Genomic DNA, 22,456 nt, shown 5'->3' with positions numbered 1-22,456 from the left:
ATGTAGTGCCGGCATCACAAGAGACATGTGAGCACCGTATTTCTCCTTAATGGAGCGCCGTAAAAAAGATTTTGAAATTAAAGGGTTAATTCCCAAGAGCAAGAGAAGCAGGGATCTGGTGGAAACTAACTGATTGGTACAGTTTTTATTTGCTATTGGATATCAATGCTTTACAGCCCAAGATAAATAGCTGCTATGGCCAAAATTGAAGTCAAAATGCCCAAGATGGGCGAGAGTATAACTGAGGGGACGGTTATTACCTGGTTTAAGCAACCAGGTGATGCAATTGAGCTGGATGAAACCTTGCTCGAGATTGGCACTGACAAAGTCGACACCGAAGTGCCTTCTCCGGCAGCCGGTGTACTGGCTGAAATTGTAGTGCCAGAAGGAGAAACAGTGGATGTCGGGGTGACTATTGCATGGCTTGAGACGGAAGTAGGTGCTGCTGTTGTAGCTGCGCCGGAAGCCGCGCCACCTGCTGCAGCGCCTGTTGAAGAAGCGCCTGCGCCGCCGCCAGCCGCAGCGCCCGTTGCTGCCAGCGGTGAGCGCACTACAGTTATTATGCCCAAGATGGGCGAGAGCATTACCGAAGGGACCGTCATTGCGTGGCACAAGCAGCCTGGTGATGCCATCGATCTCGATGAAACGCTGCTCGAAATTGGTACCGACAAAGTGGATACCGAAGTACCTTCTCCATCCGCTGGTACGCTCGTTGAAATCTTGGTACCTGAAGGCGAAACTGTCGAGGTAGGGACCGATATTGCCATTATTGCAACGGGCGCGGCAGCCGCTGCACCTGTACCCCAGCCGGCTACCCCGGCTCCTGCAGCGAGCACGCCGTCGATTGAGGTCCCCTCTGAACATGTAGAGGCTGCACCTGCAGGCGATGGTGCGTTGCTGGTACCAGAAGGAGAGCCCGCCGGCCCGATTCCGCGCCGTGGGCCTGATGGCCAGTTCTTCTCGCCACTGGTACGTTCCATCGCTGAAAAAGAAGGCCTTTCAATGGCTGAACTTACAGCGTTGAGTGGCTCTGGTAGGGAAGGTCGGATCACAAAAGAAGATATCCTGGCCTTTGTCGCCAAGCGTAAAACGGCGCCACAGCAGCCAGCTCCGGTTGCACAGCCGGCTTCTGCACCTGCGGCTAATCCAAACATTTTTGTCGAATCCGGACTCCGGTCTGAAATCGTGAAAATGGATCGCATGCGGCAGATTATCTCGGAGCATATGGTACGCTCCATCGCGACATCTGCCCACGTTACCTCTTTTGCCGAGATTGATGTAACCAACCTCGTCAAGCTTCGTGAGAAGAACAAAGCAGCGTTTCAGGCGCGTGAAGGGGCTAAGCTGACTTTTACGCCCTTCTTTGTAGAAGCGGCTGTAGAAGCACTGCGGGAGCATCCGATGGTAAATGCCTCAGTTGAAGGCAACCACATTATCCTGAAAAAAGACTACCATGTTGGCATCGCCGTTGCGATTGATAAGTCCAAACTGGTGGTGCCGGTAATTCGGAACGCTGGCCAGCTTAACCTGGCTGGTATTGCACACGCAGCAGCTGATCTTGCAGGCCGCGCAAGAAGCAAGAAACTGCAGCCTGCTGATTTGCAGGGCGGTACCTTTACCGTAACCAACGTAGGGTCGATTGGCAGCCTGATGGGCACGCCAATTATTAACCAACCGCAGGTTGCCATCCTTGCTACAGGCACCATCAAAAAGCGCCCTGTTGTGATTGAAGATCCTAAGCTCGGAGACATCATTGCTATCCGTAGCATTATGTACGTTTCGCTTTCATATGACCATCGCATTATCGATGGTGCCATGGCATCTTCATTCCTGCAGCGGTACGTCTCCATTCTTGAGTCGCACGACCCGAATGGCGTTGTTTAAGTAGCTGCGTATGGGATACCTGGGAAATTACGGATAGAGGAGAGATAACGGAAAAAAGTTAATTTCCGTTATCTTTTCTTAAATCCGTTATTGACAAAGTCCTTTCTATTGGGTTGATTACTACGTGGTTGCCCGACCCATCTTATAATCCTTTCTTTCCCGGTCCTGCATTGCTTGGTGCTATATCTGGGGCAGTACCTGTGGTCGTACGGGTGTTGGGCAACTGAGAAGACCATCACTTATAATCCACCACACGCGGAATCCAGTAATGGAGAAGCCGGAAGTACAACAGACCTTATCCCTTACGGTGAGCGAATTAAATCGCCGGATTGAGGATTTTGTAAAGGAATATCTGAAAGATAAAAGCCCGGAGACAGCCGGCACATACAGGCGCTCACTCAATGAATTTGAGCGTTGGTTTGCTGTTAACAAGGCTGCGTTCAAGTTCACAACCGAGGATGTAGAGGCGTATAAAAAATATTTGATGGAGGAGCGCGGATTGCATCAGGTATCGGTATCGACCTACCTGACCGCCCTGCGCCGGCTTTGTCAGTACCTGGTTGACATCGGCATGCTGGCTGACAATCCCGCACGCTCCGTTAAAGGAAACCGTCGCCCCAGTTCTCATTCTCGTGCAGTACTTACAGAAGCTGACGTCGAAGCCCTGTTACAGCAGTTGATCCCGTCAAACCAGATTGGCCTCAGGGATCAGGCCATTGTTTTCCTGATGCTGTATGCCGGACTCAGCGAAATCGAAATTATCCGTGCCAATGTGCAAGACCTGGAGCAAACGCTCATGGGGTGGTATCTCAGGGTGCAAGGAAAAGGCCGTACGGTAAAGGACCAGCAAGTCCCGATTGATGCACATGTCATGGAGAAAGTCCAGGCTTATCTGGATACACGTACGCGGGTTGCGCCGGATGGTCCCTTGTTTGTCTCTCACGGCCACCGCTCCGAAGGCAAACGCCTTAATACACGCTCAGTACGCAGCCGTATTAACCTGCATCTGACGGACGCCGGCATCAAGCGTCCGGGCGTTTCACCCCATAGCCTTACCCATACAGCTGCGCTCCTGTGGCTAAATAGCGGCCTAAGCGTTGACGATGTGCGCGAGCGGATGCGGCATGGAACGGTTGAAACAACAATGATCTACTTTAAGAAGCAGGGCCTGCTTAAGATGGATCCAGATGAAGTAAAAAAGCTTGATTTGTAACGTGTCGGGAATTTTCCCACGCAGAATCAGAGGTTTCCCCCTGTTTTAGGTAGCATCTGATTACCTAAATTGAGTACGCTAAGAGTGGAAGGCGATCTAAATCGCCAATAAGCCTGATTCCTCGTGGGTCAGGCTTTTTTTGTTGTAGCTATTTTTCGATGTCCGTGTGAGGCATTCAGGGGACAGGTTCCTATTCGGTTTTCAAGCACAAAACTTTTGCACGTCTTCTGCGAATTGACTAATCTCCAGACCGCATGAAGATCGTCAACCTGAACACACTGGTATGAGCAAAGCTGAACACAACTTGCGGCTGGATTATGTAGAGTTTGCAGCACCGGATCTGGAAGGCATCAAACATTTCTATACCAAAGTCTTTGGTTGGCAATTTGAAGACTTCGGCCCCGATTACGTCGCGTTTAATGATGGGCGTATAGATGGTGGATTTGGGCGGGGCACATCAGCCGGGGCCGGCTTGCCACTCGTTATCATGTATGCTACGGACTTGGAAGCAGTAGAAGCTGATATTGTGGCGTATGGGGGCAAAATTGTCAAAGAGACCTTTGCATTCCCCGGAGGCCGACGCTTTCATTTTGCCGATCCGGGAGGCAATGTGCTGGCTGTCTGGACGGATCAGGAGGTGGCGTGATAGAAGGCCCGCTGTTTTACATCCTGGCGTTTCTTGCCATACTGATCGCAGGAATTGCAAAGAGTGGATTTGGTGGCGGACTCGGGGTGCTATCCGTGCCCTTGATGGCCCTTGTTATTTCTCCTGTACAGGCTGCTGCAATTTTGTTGCCCGTGCTTTGCTTCATGGATGTCATCAATATCTGGCATTACCGCAAGCTGTGGGATAAAACCAACATAAAAATACTACTCCCCGCAGGCCTGGTCGGTGTATTAATCGGTACGTTTACCTTTCGTTACCTCAGTGAAGGGTATATCCGCATCATCATCGGCCTGGTTGCTGTGATGTTTACGTTCAATTTTTTCCGAAAGAAAACGGAAGGTACGGTAACAAAACCCGATCCCGTAAAAGGAAGCTTTTGGGGGGTACTTGCCGGCTTCGTGAGTTTTGGCGTGCACGCCGGCGGCCCACCTGCCAACGTATTTTTGCTCCCGCAACGATTGGATAAAACCATTTTTGTCGGGACGATGGTGGTCCTCTTTACCATCCTCAACTTTGTTAAGCTGGTCCCTTACTCTTTGCTCGGGCAGTTAAGCGGCGACAACCTGATGATTTCGCTCATCCTTGCGCCGATTGCGCCGCTGGGTGTTTGGCTAGGACTTCGGTTGCACAAAGTGGTGAACGAAAAATGGTTCTACCTCCTTTGCTACATATTCCTGTTTATAACCGGCGTGAAGTTGCTATGGGACGGAATCAACGCTGAGTTCTTTTAGCGTCAGTTAGTCCAAATACGCCGGCAGCGTCAGCGAAACCGGGCCATCACCGAAGTACCCGTAAATACTCTTCATGGTCTTGTCCGTCAGATTTAGCAACGATGTACTGCCATGCACCACAATCTGGTTTATTTCTTCCTGCGAATTTCTGCCATGGCCATAGAATTTCGGATGAGGACCGCCTTCCAGTGGCGTGAGGAAGTTAATAATCTCCCAGGCTTTATCCTCATCGATATCGCCGTATGCATCAAGGATTTCTTTATTGAGCGCATCATACCGCCACTGGCTCTGGCTGAGTGCATCTTCTCCGGCAATGTCTGCGGTGTGATCGTGCATGCCGGGCAAGCGCATGATCGGCGTAATTGCCATGTTGGTGACGAGTATCATGTCATCCCGGGTTTCACGCTGCGGGGCGAAATAATACGACTTGGGATTATTATCTATAGCAAGCGGTGGATCTTGCGAAAAGGATCCTGATTTGAAGCCGGGGTTGATGAAGTTCTTTTCACCCATCATGGCCGTGTCGTACGGCTTGTCAAAGTGACTGAAGAGGCCGTGGTTGGCTGTAAGGAATACTTCAGGGTATTTGTAGTCGCTCCAGCGTGCAATCATACCCTTGACAGGTTTGACCGGGGCGTGGTTCTCAAAAAACGCAGGGCTGGGAAGCACGCCAATGTTATACAGTTTTTCTGGTGGGTACACGTATGGATCAAAGTCATCGGTATTCATGCCGGCTTCTACTACCACAGCTTTGTCGTTTTTCCCATCACCAACCACGTACAGCCAGCTAACGCCGCGCGGGGCTTCCTGTATGATATTCACTGCGTCTTGCGCAGATGCTGCATAGTCTGCGGTGTGGCGTACCAGGCAAAGAGAATTTAAGCCCGGTTCCTTGATGCTGTTGTTTGCCCCGGGGAGCATATCTACGCCAATGCCAATACCATTTTCATTGAGCGCAGCAATGCAGCCAACAAAGCCGGGCGCTGTCATACAAACCGTTGGGAGCCGATGTCGGGTAGTGCCATTAACTTCTTCGGTGTCCATGGGGTTGTAAATGGTCATACAGGCAACATCCTGGAAAACGCCTCCCGTAGGAAACATGAAATCGCGGCCCATATAATGTTTGCCGTCGCTTGTTGCGTTGCCAAACACCGAAAAGGCATTACAGCCTACATGGTCCGTACGGACTTCATGCGGTTTGAGTCCGAGTCGCTGGAATAAGAAAGACTCGGGGTCGTATGCTGTTGCCATGATAATATCAAAGCCCATGTTGAGGGCAAGCAGGCGCTTAACACCAACCTTGGATCTGCGGTTAATTTTTCGGCAAGCATCCCGTATACCATTCAGTTCATCCCACAATGATTTTGGCAGAATCTTGCGGTGCCGCCAGGCCGACTTTCTTACCACCGACATGATGATCCGCGATGCCAGCCGTGCAAAGAATCCCTTTTTGTGCAACATGCTGGGGATGATGTGCGACTCAAACTTGACGACCATTTGTTCAACGGCATCATGCGCCATCATCCCGATCAGATAGCCCATCTGATAACTATTGCCTTCAACATAGTAGGCACGCTTGAATTCTCCGGTCACGATGTTTTTGACCGTTTTGCTCTGGGCTGTAAAGCCGCGCATGTCTTCAAATGTCACTTTATTGATGACTTCAAATCCGTCAGCTTCAAATGAAGCAGCAATTTCCTCGTCAGTTTTAACACTGACTGAAGCGGCAATACCTGTAGTCATAGCAACACGCGTTTATGAATGGGTGCATCTCGGTGGGGGTGCTGTCTAGATCACAGTAAAATAAGAGAATTGGGTTCAAATGGGACGTGGCGATAAAAAAAGTGGTTCGCAGCCAGCGCCACGAACCACTTCGGATCGTAAGTTTGTAAAATCTTACAAAGCAGAGAATATCACTTCGAGCCGGCGATTTTTCTGTTTGTTAGATTCTGTGTTGTTGTTGACCAACTGCGAAGAGGCACCAACACCTTCGAAGTCAAGCTGTCCTGCTCCGATGCCACTCTCAATGAACTTCTGGTACAAACAACGCGCTCTAACAGCAGACAGCGTGATGTTTTCTCCATTCATGAAAGAGCGGGCGACATTGTCATCTTCGGTGCCGTCGATATGGCCAATAAACTTGATCTTCAGGTCAGGATAGGCCTTAAGGAGGGCGGCGAGGTTGTCAACTTGATCGTATGCCGACTTATTGAGTTTCGCAGAGTGTCGCGGGAAGCTCACTGCATCGAGTACAAAGGATGCCGGCAAGCTACGGTCAGGCGCGGCAAGCATGGTCGCCATACGGCCAATCAGGCTATTGGGATCAAAGCCAAGGTCGACAGCTGATGGCCCAAATGGGGCAGGAGGCTCGCCTGTTGATCCTGCACCTGCAGAGGTATCTGTTTCTTCAAGCGGCACTTCCGCTGCGGCGTCACCCGGACCGGCATCTACAACAGTTTCCTGCTGTGTGCCTTCACCGTCTGCGCCGGCGAGGTTCGGATTGGTGCCACAACCGTTCATTTGCGAGAGGAGCCAGAATAACAGCAAGGCCAGCGCAAGCAAGCCAATGATCCATGGCAGCCATAACCGGAAGCCGCCGTCGTCATCGCCGGCATAAGCATACGCTTCCTCCTCTTCTTCTTCACCTGAAGCTTCATAGCCGCCACCACCGCTTCCTCCTGCGGCAGTACCTGCACCAACAGCTGCGGCTTCTTCATAGGCCGGAGCGTTGCCGTATACCGTATCCGCAGTATCGTATGATTCTTCCGCTGCGGCTGCTTTTTCCGCCGCAGCCTTCTCTGCAGCAGCTTTTTCTGCGGCAGCTGCTCGTTCTGCAGCAGCTTTCTGCGCAGCAGCTTCTGCAGCAGCTTTTTCTGCGGCAGCTGCTTCTTGTGCGGCAGCTGATGCGGCGGCAGCAGCGCCTGCGCCGGCTGCAAGGCCTGCGGCAAGTCCGGCTGGTGCGTCGAGGGTAAAGCGTTCCGTTTGGCTTGATGATGTTGTTTGCGTAACGCCGTATGCAGCGGCATAGCCACTGATCGAGCCCACAAAGTAGGTGATCCAGCGGTCCCGTTCCTCTACAGTATCGAAGAAACGGCTCTGGGCAATCTCCTGGCGGTTGCCCGCGCGCAAGACAAAGTAATATTTGCCATTGTGCTCTTTGCCTTCAAATCGCTCTTGGATTGAGGCATTCCTGATTACAGACTTAATGCCGTTATCTCTACCCTTGGGTGATGAGTAGCCCTGGCTGTAAAGGAGTGCTTTGCCCTGATCGTCGTTAAAGTGGAAGAAATGCTGCCGTGAAATCGGATTTTTGAATTTCTCAAACCCGCTTTCTCCAGAGCTTGACTCCTGGCTGAAGTCGTAGACATTACTCACAGATTGTGAGCGCGATTTCCGTTTCTTGATGTATTGGTCTGCATAACCTGGAACGCTACCGATTAGGAATGCAATTGCGCCCTCAGCGCCGGCACGGTTTGGGAAAGAGCGGCTACGCGCAATTTCCTGTCCGTTTCGGGCTTTCAGGGTGAAATAATAGCTGCCATTGTCTTCCACAATGTCGTATCGTTTTTCGATACTGGCATTTCGGATAACCGCTTCAATCCGGCGATCACGCTTGGCAGAAGCTGGAAAGCCGCGCCCAAACAGGACCGGCTGTCCTGATGCATCATTGAAGTGGAAATAGTATAACTGGTCTTCCGTTTCCTGGTAAACATCAAAGCCTTGTGCACCTGTAGAGGTGCGGGTAAAGTTATACAAGGCAGCAAGTTCTTCAGGAGAAACACGCTGAAACGCCCGTTGCTGACGTCGTGTGGTCTGGCGCGTTGTGGTGAACGTTACGTCGTATTGCGTGGTTTGCGCAGCAGCAGCGACAATGTCTGCAATTTGCTCGGTAGCAGCCTGGCGGGAAGCGAGAGAAGCACTGCTTGCCAGTTGAGAGCCGTCTGGCCCGCGGAGGGCAACCGAATTGCCGGCCTGAATACCAAAGGATTCAGGATCGCGTAAGGCTTCGATTGCCGCGCGAATACCATCTGTACAGTTGTCGCGCGAGTTGTAGGTACCACTGGTGAGTAATACGTCACCCTGGTCGCTTAACAGTTGGAATGAAAACGGACTGTTAGCGTTTTCTTGGAGTATGTTAAATCGCATGATTTTTTTGGGAGCAGGTAAACGAGGTGTGGGTCGTTCAGCCTGTGATGACGCAAACGAGTGCTATTCTCGTCAGGGCACACGTCAGACGTGTCGGATTTGAAAGGTTAGTAATGTCAGGACAAAAAGCAAGTGGTTACTAGCAAAAAACGGATGAGAACCGCGTTTTTATGCAATTAAAGCCGGCACGACCTTTCCGTGAACATCTGTAAGCCGGAAGCGCCGGCCCTGGTGTTTAAAGGTCAGGCGCTCGTGATCTATGCCGAGCAGGTGCAGGATGGTGGCCTGGAAATCGTGTACATGCACGGCTTCATCAACAATGTTGTAGCCAAACTCGTCGGTTTGCCCATAAGATGACCCCGCGTTTACGCCACCGCCGGCCATCCAACTGGTAAAACAGCGGGGATGATGGTCTCGTCCGTAGTCATCTGCTGTAAGCCGGCCCTGGCAATAATTGGTGCGACCAAATTCGCCTCCCCAGATCACGAGGGTTTCATCGAGCATACCGCGTTGTTTGAGGTCTTGCACCAGGGCGGCAGACGCCTGGTCCGTTTCCCTGCACTGGTGTTCTATGCCCCGTGGTAGGCCGCCATGGTGATCCCAGCCCTGATGAAATAGCTGGACAAACTTGAGGCCACGTTCAGCAAGCCGGCGTGCGAGCAAGCAATTGGCTGCAAAAGTACCCGGTTCACGAGAGGATGGACCATACATATCAAAAATATAGTCTGGCTCATCGGACGTATCCATTACTTCAGGGATTGATGTTTGCATCCGGTAGGCCATTTCGTACTGGGCAATGCGAGAGTCGAGCTCCGGATCTGCCGTTGCGGCCTTCTGAGCTTCGTGTAACGCTTGCAGCCGGTCGAGCATTTTGCGCCTGCTACGATCGGTTATACCATCGGGATTGTTGAGGTAAAGCACCGGGTCTTTTCCTGATCTGAATTGCACGCCCTGATGAAGGGAGGGCAGAAAACCATTTCCCCATAAGCGGGCATACAGCGGCTGTCCCCCTTTGTCTTTGGTGATTAAAACGCAGAAAGCAGGCAGGTTTTCGTTTTCACTGCCCAGGCCATAACTCAGCCACGACCCGAAAGAAGGTCGCCCCGCGATTTGAGATCCTGTTTGGAAAAAAGTGATGGCAGGATCATGGTTAATTGCTTCAGTGTGCATTGCTTTAACAAAACACAAGTCATCGGTTATGCGCGACGTGTAAGGTAGCAGTTCGCTGATCCAGGCACCGCTTTCGCCGTATTGGGAGAAACTGTATTTGGAGCCGGCAAGCGGCAATGAGTTCTGGAAGCCCGTCATCCCCGTGAGTCGCTGGCCACCGCGAATGGATTCTGGTAGTTCTTCACCCTGCATTTCATTTAGCAGGGGTTTGTAGTCGTACAACTCTAACTGGGAAGGTCCACCGCTCTGGAAGAGGTAAATGATACGTTTTGCTTTTGCCGGGAAGTGCGGCTCTGCCAGAATACCTTTGATGCGCTGGTCGTCGTCACCCTTTCCTGCTCCCAGGGAAACGCCGGGATTGATCAAGGTGCCAAGTGCAGCAGCACCCAGGCCCATCGCAGTCCGCGCCAGAAAATCTCTGCGGGAAGAAAGTGACTTGTAATTATGGCAGTCGTGCATGGCAGTTTGAAGTTAAGGTTGGGCGTCCGTTTAGCGGTTGATGATGGCTGCTTCGAAGTTCATCACCGTATTGACCAGGATAGTTGTGGCTGCGAGTTTTTCGGGGGCCAGGGTACGGTCCCACGCAGTATCTCCAATTTGAAGCAATTGGGTGGCATCTGCCTGGTTTGCGCTGAATTCTGCAAGTTGCTCTTCATAAGTCTGCCGCATGATATCTAGCTCTACCGCGGTTGGCGGTCGGCTCGTCAGCAGACGAAAAGCCTGTGTGATTGTGGATTGAAGTGATGCATCGGAGCTTTGCAGCAGCCGTTGTGCGAGTATACGAGAGGCTTCTACGTATTGCGGGTCGTTGAGCAATACAAGTGCCTGCATGGGGGTGCTTGTTTGTTGCCGGCGCACGACACACATGTTGCGCCGTGTTGCATCAAAGGTAATCATGGAGGGCGGAGGAGAGGTGCGCCGCCAGAAGGTGTACAGGCTTCTGCGATACAGGCCTTCACCCGTGTCGCGTTCGTAGGCTGTACCCGATTTCTCTTTCCAAAGCCCCGCTGGCTGATAAGGCTTAACAGGCGGGCCGCCAACTTTGTCGACAAGCAGCGCACTGGTGGCAAGCGCGTTATCTCGAATCATCTCTGCAGCCAGCCGCTTTTTGGGGCCTCGTGCGAGTAACTGATTTGCCGGATCGATGCTGCGTAGTTCCGGGGAGACCGCTGATGCCTGTCGGTAGGTAGAAGACATCACAATCGTTTTAAGCATGGCTTTGACGTCCCAGTCTGAGTCGACGAAGGTTGTCGCAAGCCAGTCGAGTAATGCCGGATGGCTTGGCAATGCGCCCTGGCTCCCAAAATCATCCGGTGTAACAACGAGGCCCTGCTCGAAAAACATCTGCCAGAATCTGTTGACGGCAACGCGCGCAGTGAGCGGGTGCTGCGCATCCGTTAACCATGTTGCAAGCCCAAGTCTGTTTTGTGGTAACGCTTCGTCGAAGGCCAGCATCGCGGCTGGCGTACCAGGGGATACCTCTTCGCCTTTGTCGTCGTATGCACCGCGTCGGAGGATGTGGGTGGGCCGGCGTTCCTGCATCTCCCGCATCACCATCATTTCGTGAATGGGGGTCACTTGCTCATTTTCGCGTACCCGCAGCCGCTTGAGGTCAGTCTGCAAGGTTCGGTATGCCGGATCTGCATGCTCCCTGTAAAAAGCTGTGAGCGCGTCTCGGTCAGCTGCTGCAAGGGTTGCAGGAGATTTCCCGAGGATTGCCTGAAAAGGATCATCACCTGTGAGATAGGTTAACTCAAACGGCGTAAGCGCCCGGTTATATACACGCAGATCATCGAGCAGGCCGTCCTGGAATCCTGTGTCTCGGAATCGGTAGCCCGTGGTCAGGTTTACTTCAACACGTTCGTATTTGATCGTTCGGGTAAGGTTATCCCGGATGGTTTCTGTTGCCGCCGGCTTGCCGTTTACATAGAGCGAAACCCCGTCTGCTTTGCTGGAGCCATTGTAGGTCATGGCCACATGGACCCACGTATTTGCCGGCAAACTGTCGGTTGTGATTACGCGAATTGCGTTTTCGGGCCACATATGACTAAGGCCGGCAACCAGCTTGTTATGCTCAAGCGACAGTTCATAGCCACGGCTGCCGGCATCGTACGTTGCCTTTGTGCGATGCACGAGCGCATTCCATGGATTCCATTTGGTTGCTTTCATCCAGAAAGCGACGGTAAATGCATCTGTTCGCTCAAATACGCCGGCGCCTTTGAATTCTAGTCCATTCTCGCCATCAAATTGAACAGCCTGCCCAACTTTGCCTGAAGTAATTTCGGGATTAAAGATGGTGTGTCCGGGTTGCCGGCGGTTTGCCAGGTTTGGCGTTTGCTCATCGGCAATGGTTTCAAAAGGAATATGCGTTGTGAGGCCTTTGGGAGGCGCCTGCGAAAGGGGGGATGCTTTTAACCCTGTAAACCAGGACTCAAACGCAGCGGTTGACGCCTGCATGTGTGTGTCAAGTTCAGCCGCTTTGCGTGCAATCGCTTGCCGCGTTTGTTCAAGTGCGTCAATGGTGTCTCTGTCAGACAACAACATCGTTGGCACGGGCACAGCATCCGTAAAAAATGAGGTCTGGCCAGATTCATCGATGTTATTGAAAAAGGCAAAGAGCTGGTAGTATTCTTTTTGGGAGATGGGGTCGTATTTGTGGTCATGACAGCGGGCGCATTCCATGGTCAGGCCCATGAAAGCTGTGGACATGGTGTTCGTTCGATCAGCCACGTACTCCATCCTGAATTCCTCCTCGATGCTGCCTCCTTCTTCCGTTTGCCTGTGGTTACGGTTAAAAGCAGTAGCCAGGACTTGCTCCTGGGTAGGATTGGGGAGGAGGTCGCCAGCAAGTTGCCAGGTGACAAACTTGTCATAACCCAGATTGGTGTTAAATGCATCGATTACCCAATCGCGCCACGGCCACATGCGGCGTAGCCGGTCTGATTGATAGCCTCCCGTATCAGCATAGCGTGCAATATCGAGCCATTCGCTCGCCATGCGTTCCCCAAACGCTTTTTTTGCAAGGAGTTGGTCAACGAGGGTTTCGTAAGCCTGCAGGGAGGTGTCTGCAAGAAAGGCATCCAGTTCTTCCAGTGTTGGCGGGAGGCCGGTGAGGTCAAACGTAAGCCGGCGGACTAGCTGCTCAGGTGCAGCCGTTTGGGCAGGTGCAAGGCCTTCTCTTTCAAGGCGATCCACAACAAACTGGTCAATTTCGTTTGTGACCCACGCGGTTTGATCAACGGCTGGCGGCGTTGGCGTAGTGGGCGGGATAAAAGACCAATGCTGTTTCCAGTTGGCTCCTTGTTCGATCCATCGTTGCAGCAGCGCTACTTCATAGTCGGATACGGTCAGGTTAGATGCCGGCGGTGGCATCACTTCTTCCGGATCATCATGTCGAATACGTTTAATAAGCTCACTTTTATGCGCATTTCCGGGCACAATAGCTTTGCCTGATGAAGAAGAAAGGGTGGCAAAAAGTCCTTCTGGCGTGTCCAGCCTGAGCTCAGCTTCGCGGGTGTTTTCATCTGGGCCGTGGCACGTGAAACAGCGATCCGAAAGAATGGGCTTGATGTGGAAATTGTAATCGACGAGGGCTGGCAGGGCCTCTTCAAGCGCGGGATCTACAGCTGTGCGAGAACATCCTCCGGTAAAAAGGATAGCCAGACCAAGGATATACGCAGGCTTGAAAAGGGAAATGCGGGAATACCAAAAAACGCGCATGGGCAAGCCTGGTTAGTCTCAGAAAACACGTTTTTGAAACTAACAACTTGGGCTTACAGCTACAAGGGGAAATCTATGCCAGATCGGCAATTTATCTAAAGAAATTGGGCACGGTAACCGAGCCTTATGGGTCGATGATCTCGAAATCTTTCACATAGACCAATTCACAGGCATTGTCGCCGCTGTCTTCGCGTGATAGTGAGCTGCGCCAACGCCAGCCATCGTCTCCTTTTACTTCCACGAGGTATCCGGTGAATTGCACAATACTGCCCCGACGTACTTTCTTGATTTGTCGCGCTACATAATCATCTGCAGGAATCAGGTGCATGTTTGCGCTACTTCGAATGACCTCCTGCCTGATGATAGGCAGCGGATCTGCACGCCACCAGTACCATCTGCCAGATTGTGAAATAGAGAAGTTGTCCAGGATTTGTTCGTCTGACATCTGGCCCCACCCAAGTGCAAGGTCGATCGGGGCGAGTTCGGATTCGCGACCTAACAAGTATCGTTTGCGCGACAGAACCCGCGCTTTGATGTCAAAGGTTGCAAGGGGCTGCACAACATAATCTTCGTGCATAAACATGAGCCCATCTTTTGCCGGCCCCTGCCGGGGGGCTTCGGGTGCCAGAATACCTGGTTCATGTGTAACCGGGATATCCGAAATGACAAAAAAGGCTGTTAGCAAGACACCTGAGAAAAATAAAAACCGCAACATACCGCCTTCGATTTAAGCGCACAACCGGCCTGCAGGAGAGGGGGAAAGGGGACTGGTTGTGTATCGGTCACAGGCCGGAGATCACAAAAGATGTTTAATCAATATTCGTAGAGCGGCTACACGCTCACGGAGGGAAATCCGCCGCTGGATGTGTTAAATGTGTCGGCTAAATCCGGCAATAAAGCAACGCGCTGTCCTTGTGGACGGCGGGTTGGGGAAGGAGAGGGGTAGTTTATCTTAAAAAGGAGGGTGCTCAGACGACCATCGCAATGCCTACGGCTATAAATACGCACGTGAAAAAGAGGATGAAGAGGACAGCATAAAGCAGCGATGCAGACGTTGTGTCGTGCCGAAACGGAGAGTTATAGTCCGCTTCCGTGAGTTCTGGTCTGGAAGGTGAGCCGGCTTCTTGCATGGTTCAGATGTATATAGTGTTGGTAGGTTCAATCTTGCAGGATAATATCATTCCGGCTGATGAATAGCAAGCCCCTGCGGGCGCACATTTATGCCGGGATGGCGCGTTTTATCAGCCGTTCAGGTTCGCCAGCCAGCCTAGCCGGCTTTGACGCTTTCAATCCACTGCACAGCCTGCTGCATGAGTTCGGTTGCGTTCTGCAGGGAGAGCTTGTTTTTGATACGCGCGCGATAAGACTCGACGGTTTTAACAGACAGGTGCAGCCGTTCAGCAATATCGCGTGTCGCCATGCCATGCCCGGTTAGCTCAAAAACCTCCAGTTCGCGATCACTGAGCAATTCCAGTGGAGATTGGGCCCCAGTGTTTTTTCCCGAAAGCATGCCCATCAGCAAACGTTCATTGATTTCCGGGCTTACATAAATGCCCCCCATCAATACTTTGTTAACAGCATCCACAATCACTTCGCCCGCTTCCAGTTTCATTACATAGCCCCGGGCGCCGGCTCGAATGGCCCGTTCCGCATACAAAGCCTCATCGTGTCTCGATACAACAATGATTTTCAGGGTGGGGTTAAAAATATGCAAGTGCTTGATGAGTTCGAGGCCGCTCATGCCTGGCAGGGAAATATCCACGACGGCAACATCCGGATTTACATCACCTAGCTGCTCCAGGGCTTCTTCTGCGCTTTCAGCTTGTGCGCATACATCCAACCCGCCTTCTGTGGCAAGGGTGAGCGCCAGCCCTTTACGCATCAGGGGATGGTCATCCACAATAATCACTTTTTTCTTCATCGCAGTATCCTGATTTTGGATTAGGTCGATAGTGGCAAGGTGCATGTGATGGTGGTCCCACCGGGGGTACCGGGCCTTACCTGGAGGCTGGCGCCGATTACGTTGGCGCGGTGCTGCATGATGCGTAGGCCCATACCGCGGCCGTTGAGGTGTTGCAAATCGATGCCGATGCCATTGTCTTGTATATGGGCGCGCAAATGGTTTTTGCTGGAAGCTACAGCGGTTGTAATGCGGGAGGCTTTGCTGTGTTTGGCGGCATTGTTAATGGCTTCCTGTACGATCCGAAAAAAATGTGTTTTTACGTTTGCAGAAATATCAGGCATCGGGCCGGTTTCTTTGTAATCACAAGGAATGCCATACAACCGCTCAATGTTGACGCCGAGTCGGAGAATGGCTGCTTTCAGTCCACCGTTTTCCAATTCGATAGGGATCAGGGAGCGGGAGATACTCCGCGCCTGTTCATCTGCAGACTTTACAAGTTCAACCAGCTCAAACATCCCTGTAGACGACTCCGGATGTTCAGTCGCGAGCGACTTTGCCATATTCTTGGCAATCAAGCCGATACCGGTGAGCATTTGCCCAAGGCCATCGTGCAGGTCCTGGCCAATCCGCCGGCGCTCTTCTTCGCTGGCATGCAACAGCGCAACTTCCAGTTCGCGGCGAACTGAAATATCCCGAATGATGCCGGTGTAGGTGCGATGGGTGAGGTGTTTGATTTCACTAACCGCTAGTTCCATCGGAAAGACTTCACCATTTTTACGGAGCCCGCGTACCTCCCTGCCAATACCAATAATTTTCTTGTGGTTCGTTTCGTGGTAGCTTTTTACATAGCCGTCGTGTTCTTCCCTGAAGGGGGGCGGCATGAGCATATTTACGTTGTTACCGATGACCTCATCTTCCGTATAGCCAAAAATTTGTTCAGCAGCCCTGTTGTACGATTGGATGATGCGGTCTTCGTCGATTGTGATGATGCCATCAACTGTGGTATCGAGTACCGCGTGTGCATTTGCCTGGCTGGTTTCGAGGGCAGATGCCGTTTTGTAGGCGGCTGCGCGCCGGCGTGCACGATGGATTAGGTAGTGTAGCCGAGCATCAAAACTTGTTTGCCATGGCATAACATCATCCAGGTGCGCTGCACAGGGGAGTTTGAGCGGGTTTGTGGATGTTGCATCGTACAGCAGCACTTTGAGTACGGTTTTTTGGTTGAGATCACAGCATGTATCCGCCAGGGCAAGAATGTCGGGGTCACAGGTTGTGAAAAAAAGAACCAGCGGCTCTGTGGATGCAATTAATTCTTGCAACGTGTCTGTATTGTCAATTGGCGTCAACGCAATTGAATTGGCTGCCAGTGTTTCTTGCAGTGTCGTGGCAGCTTCACCGTCAATAGGCCCGTATAGGATACACGTCACAATAAAACAGGTTGGTCAGGTTAAAGGCGTCCGGCGTTGTTACATTAAACATAAGACATGTACCAACTCCCTCCTGTATGGTGATTCCCGTCACATTTGTAGGGGAAACCCTTACATACCTTAATGCTACGCTGCTTTCGACATGCTGTCAACCCCGATTGATTTATACACCAATACGGGGGTGTTTGCGTGCCTCACAACCCTTTCTGCGACGCTGCCAAGTAAAACGTGGCTCAAACCGGTCAGGCCATAGGTAGGAATGATGATCAGGTCGGCGCCGGCTTCCTGCGCAAAGTTGCAAATCTGGTCAGCGGCCCTGCCTTCAAGGACGTGTGCATCCAGCTTTATGCCTGCCTGCTCTTTGTAAGGGGCCACGAGTTGCTGCAGTGCGGTAGCTGCCTGCATTTTCATATCAGGCACTTCACCGTACAAGAGCAACGCGCCGGCGCCGTAAAAAGAAGGAAATGTTGGGGCTTCAAATACGTGCACAACATCAAGTTGCGCATCATGTTTTTGGGCCAGTTCAAAGGCAAAAGCAAGGGCTTGCTTTGAGATATCCGAAAAGTCAGTTGGGACAATTACGTGTTTGATATCCATCATGATCAATTCCTGTTTAGCGCGTGGTTGCTGGTGTGTTGGGCGGTCTGGTATAGAGGTTTTTATTGAGCGGTTAATCAGGCCGGCTCAGCCTCGTTGGTTCTGGTGTTGCTTGCTGCGCTGGTTTTGACCAGCTTTTTGCCAAAACTTTTGACTGTGAGGACCGCGCAGGGTGCCTGACGATTTAATGAAGCTGCAGTGCTTCCGAGGAAAAACCGTTTGAGTCCGGTTAAGCCGTGCGAGGCCAGGATGATCAGGTCTATGCCTTCCGTTTCCGCAAATGCAGTAATCGACTCTGCGGCGTGCCCCACCTGTGTCTTTACGTGTACATTGATGCCGGCAGGTACCATAGAAGCACCGAGTTCGGTAAGTGCTTTGTCATATTTCTTTTTTAACGGGTCAGAAATAAAGTTTACAGGATCAACGCCGTAGACTGTTGGCAGGAAGGCCTCTTCGATGACGTGAATCAAGGTGATCGACGCACCGGTAAGGGTTGCCAGCGCAACAGCATGGGCAAGGGCTTCTCTCGAAAAGTCAGAAAAATCAACGGGGACCAGGATGCGGTTGATCTTTCCGTTTTTCATTGTTTTGGCGCCATCACGCAGGGTTATCACAGGGCAACTGGCGTTTCTGATAACACATTCTGCTGTACTGCCGAGGAAGAGTCGGCGAGGTCCGCGGCGCCCGTGGCTGCCCATCACAATCAAATCAATTTCCCTGCTCTCGGTATAACTCAAAATTGCATCGCAGGCTGACTTGGCTGTAGCATCAGCTTTGATCACGAGATTGGGTGTTGCTGTGGTGTGCTCCGGCGGATGCACGTGGGGCGATTTCGGGATTGTGTCTTCTGGTAGATCTAGCAAATGCTGCAGGGCCGGGTAATCTTCTTGCTGCCTCACGCGTGCGTGAAACGTATGGATTTCTGCTTCAAAAAGCACAGCGAGCTCTGCTGCATGTGAGAATGCGCGTTCAGCACACGCTGAAAAATCGGTTGGGAACAGGATCTTGTTTATCGTGAGCATGGCAATCTGCTGTTTTTACGTGAGGGTTATAACAGGTTTTTTTCAGGTGCCTGACGTGCGACGGAGTTGCTTCGTGGAAGCTGGATGGGTTTGAAGGTGAAGACAGGGCAAGGCGCCAGCCGTACGATCCGCTCCGCCACACTGCCCAGCATGGCGCGTTCGAGTCCGATATGACCGGTTGTAGACACCACTGCCAGATTATGCGCCTGCTTTTGCAGCCAACTGATGGTTTGTTTGACCGGGTGGCCGGTGAGTACCGAGAGCGCTACAGGTACCGGGTCGCCCGGTAATTCGCTAACAATTGTGGCGAGCGCTGTTTTTACTTTTTCTTCGAGGTTGACGCCACTGTCATAGACGCCGGCGATACCTTCCCTGTAGAAAGTGTTGTGCAGGTGTTCTTCGATGACGTGAATAACATCCATTGTTGCCCCAAACGTTGCGGCTACTTCTTTAGCAAAAAGCAAAGCCTTGTGCGCGTGGTCCGAGAAGTCGAAAGGCACAGCAACAGCATGGAGGCGGGTAATAAGCGGCTTAAAGGGCAGTTCTTCCTGTACAGTGAAGACGGTACAGGGAGCGAGGCGCACAACTTCTTCTGCAACGCTGCCAAGCAATTTGCGTGTCAGGCCTCGCCGGCCATGGGTGCCCAGTACAACCAGGTCGATCTTGTGATCGCTACAATAGGTGACAATCGCGGGGGCTGCCGCAATGTGGCGTTGTACTGCAAATTTGATTTCTGGAATATCCTCAATAGAAAAGCCCAATTCAGCAAAGCTATTGTCGATGCTTGTTATTAACTTTTCCCTTAGCTCTACTGCATCCGGGTGCCCTGATACAACCGGGCTGCCCGGGGCCTGGTATTGTACATCGACGTACAGAAAATGCAATGTTGCCTGGTTTTCTATGGCGAACTCGATGCCGTAGTTGAGGGCCTGGGTTGAGCAATCCGAGAAGTCGTGTGCAATCAGGATGTTGACATTGTTCTTCATAACTTCCCTCGATTTCATAAGTGAAATACTTTTAAATCAGGGTACGGCTACATTTGTGGGGCAGGTGCAAGCACGGCCCTGTCGTTAAAGCCGGGGAAAGTTGAAAGAAATTGTAAGGTGAATCCCTACAAAAAATTTGAAATGTACCGGAGGGGGTGCGTCCTTTTTTTTGATTGCGCGTAAAAGAGGAAAGGCTACATATAACAAAATGAGTTGCCTGCAAAAAATGATTACGAAGCAAATGCTACCTGTCAATGCATGAAAACGATCAGGCTTTTCTAAAGCTTTCTGCTCACTATCTAAGAGACCATTATGGTCCGAAAATTCTTCGGTGCCTGGAAGACATGGACGAAGATCAAATCTGGTGGCGTCCGAATGCAGAGTCTAATAGCCTGGGTAACCTGATTTTACATTTATGCGGCAATGCCCGGCAGTGGATTGTAAGTGGTGTGGGTAACAAGCCGGATATTCGGGAGCGACAGGCAGAATTTAGCGAGTTGGGGCCAATGCCTGTTGATGTCCTCAAACATCTTTTGAATACAACCATCGATGCGGTCTGCGATGTGATCTTACACGTAGAACCGGAAGTATTGCAAGAGACACGGACCATCCAGGGCAACAAGGTGCAAGTGCTCGAGGCCATTTACCATGTGGTTGAGCATTTTTCCATGCACACTGGCCAAATTATCTATATTACAAAACTACATCAGGGCAAAGACCTGGCGTTTTATAAAGTGACCGATGATGGCAGTGCCTTTCCCCAGTGGTGAGGCACGGAAAAGTACGATCAGCATCCTGATATGAGCCATATAGCATATATTCAACGCTTGTTCAAGTACAACGACTGGGCAAACAGGGAGACCCTTGCGTCGATGCGTAGCAGTACGCGGCTGCCGGCGCCCAGCCTCAAACGGATGGCCCATGTGCTGGCGGCAGAACACGTATGGTTTCAGCGGTTGAGAAAGGAGCCAGTGCTTGTGCCGGTGTGGCCAGACTGGTCGCTCGACGAAATTGACGTCCAGATCGATCAGATGCGCGAAGGTTGGGAGTCTTACCTTGCTGCGCTCGGTGAACTTGACCTGGCATTGACAATCAAATACGCAAATTCCAGCGGCAAGCCTTTTGAAAGCCGGCGAGACGATGTATTGCAACACGTTGTTGCCCACGGCGCATACCACCGTGGGCAAATCGCCAGCGACTTGCGGGCCGGCGGCGATACACCAGCCGTGACAGACCTTGTCTTTGCTACCCGCGATGGCCGTCTCTAACTAATCTTCTCGCGCAGTCCTGTAAGGCTTTTTGCCTACAGCAAATACGGGGTTTTGCCGGATTGATTGTCGTTTGAAAATTGGCGAAGATTATAGTGCACGCAGGTACAGGTATCATGAACAAATGTTACCTGGATTTCACCCGCCTCAGTTCGTTTGAACAGGGGCGGGTGTTTTAGTTTTGTGCGAACGCTAAACAAATTCTATATATTGGTTGCGCAACGCTCATTTCGGGTTCCCACAACGCGATTTGATGTACACCCTTGATCAACTTCCGGGCACATAGCTGGATCATTCCCCGGCATGCAACTGCACCGGAAAGCACCTAGCATGGAGGATAAACATGGCACCATTTGGTAATCGTCGCGAATTTATTAAATCAACCGCTGCTGCGGGGCTTGGCGTCGGACTCACCGGTAACCTGCCGGCCATTATGCCGGGTGGATCTCCCAATGAAAAAGTTGTTGTTGCGGTCATGGGCGTTAATAGCCGGGGTGGGGCGCTTGCCAATACATTCGCCTCTCAGCCAGGCTCGGAAGTTGCCGTAATTTGTGATGTAGATGAAAGGGCCATTGCGCGCTGTGTGAAAAATGTCTCTGAGCGGCAGGATAAAACGCCTGAAGGAGAAGTGGATTTGAGAAAAGTGCTGGAGCGCGATGACATCGATGCACTGGTTATTGCGGCGCCGGATCACTGGCATGCACCTGCAACGCTGATGGCCATGCAGGCTGGCAAACACGTGTACCTCGAAAAACCGTGTAGTCACAACCCGCTCGAAGGAGAGATCCTGGTCAAGGCGCAGAAGAAATACAACAAAGTTGTCCAGATGGGTACGCAGCAGCGTTCCGATCCACGCTCTATCGAATTGGTAGAGATGATCCGGGATGGTATCATCGGCCATGCCTACTACGGCAAAGCGTTCTACTCTAATACACGCGGTACAATTGGGCGGGGCAAGCCGGCTGAGATTCCATCCTGGCTCAACTATGATTTGTGGCAGGGACCTGCGCCCCGCGTTGACTACCGCGACAATGTGGTCCACTACAACTGGCACTGGTTCTGGCATTGGGGCACCGGCGAAGCCCTTAACAATGGCACGCACGAAGTAGATGTCTGCCGCTGGGCGCTTGGCGTAGACTATCCCACCAAGGTTGTATCCACTGGCGGTCGCTTCCACTACGACGACGACTGGGAGTTTTACGATACCCAGATTATGTCATTTGAGTTTGAAGGGGGCAAAGGACTCTCGTGGGAAGGAAGGAGCTGCAATGGCCATAAGTTCTTTGGTCGCGGTCGTGGCGCCACCATACACGGCACAGAAGGTACAGCACTGGTAGATCGGGATGGCTACATCATTTACGATCACAGGGGCAACGAGGTGAAGCGAAATCTGAAAAGCGAAGCCTCGGATCAGTTGAATACGGTGGGTGCAGATTCGCAGACTGATCTGCACGCAGCCAATTTCTTGCGGGGCATCACAGACGGTGAATCACTGCATACGCCAATCGACGAAGCGCACAAAAGCGTACTGCTCTGCCAGCTTGGCAACATCGCACAGCACACGGGTGAAGTATTGCATTGCAATCCGAAAAACGGCCGTGTATACGATAAAGATGTAATGGAGAATATGTGGGGTCGTACGTACGAGCCCGGTTGGGAGATGAAGATATAAGCCACCGCGGCGTGGGGGGCGGGGGGGGGGGCGGGGGGCCCGGCCGGGAT

18 protein-coding genes are annotated in these 22,456 nt (G+C 51.9%); 7 read left to right on the top strand and 11 right to left on the bottom strand.

The genetic code is table 11. The features are described from left to right. Nucleotides 1-195: 195 nt before the first annotated feature. From sucB to AAF564_16170, 4 genes are all read left to right on the top strand, one after another. Nucleotides 196-1,884: a 2-oxoglutarate dehydrogenase, E2 component, dihydrolipoamide succinyltransferase gene (sucB, locus tag AAF564_16185; GenBank protein MEM8487093.1), complete on the top strand. Its 1,689-nt coding sequence runs from the start codon at nt 196-198 to the stop codon at nt 1,882-1,884. Nucleotides 1,885-2,152: 268 nt separating this feature from the next. Further along, nucleotides 2,153-3,097 (top strand): tyrosine-type recombinase/integrase, encoded by a 945-nt coding sequence (locus AAF564_16180; GenBank protein MEM8487092.1) that lies wholly within the window; start codon nt 2,153-2,155, stop codon nt 3,095-3,097. Nucleotides 3,098-3,380: 283 nt separating this feature from the next. Next, a complete protein-coding gene (locus AAF564_16175) occupies nt 3,381-3,743 on the top strand; it encodes a VOC family protein (GenBank protein ID MEM8487091.1) in 363 nt (120 codons plus the stop codon). Then, a complete protein-coding gene (locus AAF564_16170) occupies nt 3,740-4,495 on the top strand; it encodes a sulfite exporter TauE/SafE family protein (protein ID MEM8487090.1) in 756 nt (251 codons plus the stop codon). The genes AAF564_16175 and AAF564_16170 overlap by 4 nt, the downstream gene beginning before the upstream one ends. 6 nt (nt 4,496-4,501) lie before the next feature. On the opposite strand, the gene AAF564_16165 is transcribed toward AAF564_16170, so the two are convergent. The 11 genes from AAF564_16165 to AAF564_16115 all read right to left on the bottom strand — a co-directional run bounded on the left by AAF564_16165 (nt 4,502) and on the right by AAF564_16115 (nt 19,466). Next, a complete protein-coding gene (locus AAF564_16165) occupies nt 4,502-6,238 on the bottom strand; it encodes a carcinine hydrolase/isopenicillin-N N-acyltransferase family protein (GenBank protein ID MEM8487089.1) in 1,737 nt (578 codons plus the stop codon). A 153-nt stretch (nt 6,239-6,391) separates the two neighbouring features. Beyond that, complete coding sequence (locus AAF564_16160; GenBank protein ID MEM8487088.1) at nt 6,392-8,641, bottom strand: DUF1508 domain-containing protein; 2,250 nt, start codon at nt 8,639-8,641, stop codon at nt 6,392-6,394. A 168-nt stretch (nt 8,642-8,809) separates the two neighbouring features. Further along, nucleotides 8,810-10,270, bottom strand: a complete 1,461-nt coding sequence (locus AAF564_16155) for a DUF1501 domain-containing protein (protein ID MEM8487087.1) — start codon at nt 10,268-10,270, stop codon at nt 8,810-8,812. A gap of 30 nt (nt 10,271-10,300) precedes the next feature. After that, entirely contained in the window at nt 10,301-13,531 is a 3,231-nt protein-coding gene (locus AAF564_16150; GenBank protein MEM8487086.1) for a DUF1553 domain-containing protein, read from the bottom strand. 124 nt (nt 13,532-13,655) lie between these two features. Next, on the bottom strand, nt 13,656-14,246 hold the full coding sequence (locus AAF564_16145; GenBank protein ID MEM8487085.1) for a hypothetical protein: 591 nt from the start codon (nt 14,244-14,246) through the stop codon (nt 13,656-13,658). A 253-nt stretch (nt 14,247-14,499) separates the two neighbouring features. After that, entirely contained in the window at nt 14,500-14,661 is a 162-nt protein-coding gene (locus AAF564_16140) for a hypothetical protein (protein ID MEM8487084.1), read from the bottom strand. A 137-nt stretch (nt 14,662-14,798) separates the two neighbouring features. Then, nucleotides 14,799-15,452 (bottom strand): response regulator transcription factor, encoded by a 654-nt coding sequence (locus AAF564_16135; protein ID MEM8487083.1) that lies wholly within the window; start codon nt 15,450-15,452, stop codon nt 14,799-14,801. A gap of 20 nt (nt 15,453-15,472) precedes the next feature. Further along, on the bottom strand, nt 15,473-16,861 hold the full coding sequence (locus AAF564_16130; protein ID MEM8487082.1) for a PAS domain S-box protein: 1,389 nt from the start codon (nt 16,859-16,861) through the stop codon (nt 15,473-15,475). 126 nt (nt 16,862-16,987) lie between these two features. Beyond that, on the bottom strand, nt 16,988-17,461 hold the full coding sequence (locus tag AAF564_16125; GenBank protein MEM8487081.1) for a universal stress protein: 474 nt from the start codon (nt 17,459-17,461) through the stop codon (nt 16,988-16,990). A 74-nt stretch (nt 17,462-17,535) separates the two neighbouring features. Continuing rightward, a complete protein-coding gene (locus AAF564_16120; protein MEM8487080.1) occupies nt 17,536-18,480 on the bottom strand; it encodes a universal stress protein in 945 nt (314 codons plus the stop codon). Nucleotides 18,481-18,506: 26 nt separating this feature from the next. Continuing rightward, complete coding sequence (locus AAF564_16115; protein ID MEM8487079.1) at nt 18,507-19,466, bottom strand: universal stress protein; 960 nt, start codon at nt 19,464-19,466, stop codon at nt 18,507-18,509. A gap of 254 nt (nt 19,467-19,720) precedes the next feature. Here AAF564_16115 and AAF564_16110 point away from each other — a divergent pair, with 254 nt between their 5' ends. From AAF564_16110 to AAF564_16100, 3 genes are all read left to right on the top strand, one after another. Beyond that, on the top strand, nt 19,721-20,236 hold the full coding sequence (locus tag AAF564_16110; GenBank protein ID MEM8487078.1) for a DUF1572 family protein: 516 nt from the start codon (nt 19,721-19,723) through the stop codon (nt 20,234-20,236). Between the two features lie 30 nt (nt 20,237-20,266). After that, the gene (locus AAF564_16105) at nt 20,267-20,734 is read left to right on the top strand and encodes a DinB family protein (protein MEM8487077.1); all 468 of its coding nucleotides are present in this window, start codon (nt 20,267-20,269) and stop codon (nt 20,732-20,734) included. A 343-nt stretch (nt 20,735-21,077) separates the two neighbouring features. Then, nucleotides 21,078-22,406 carry a Gfo/Idh/MocA family oxidoreductase gene (locus tag AAF564_16100; protein MEM8487076.1) on the top strand — a complete coding sequence of 443 codons (1,329 nt, stop codon included), beginning with the start codon at nt 21,078-21,080 and terminating at the stop codon, nt 22,404-22,406. Nucleotides 22,407-22,456: the final 50 nt, after the last annotated feature.

The sequence above is a fragment of the Bacteroidota bacterium genome (genome assembly GCA_039111535.1).
GTDB lineage: Bacteria > Bacteroidota > Rhodothermia > Rhodothermales > JAHQVL01 > JBCCIM01.
This window is presented reverse-complemented; position numbering and strand designations above follow the sequence as displayed.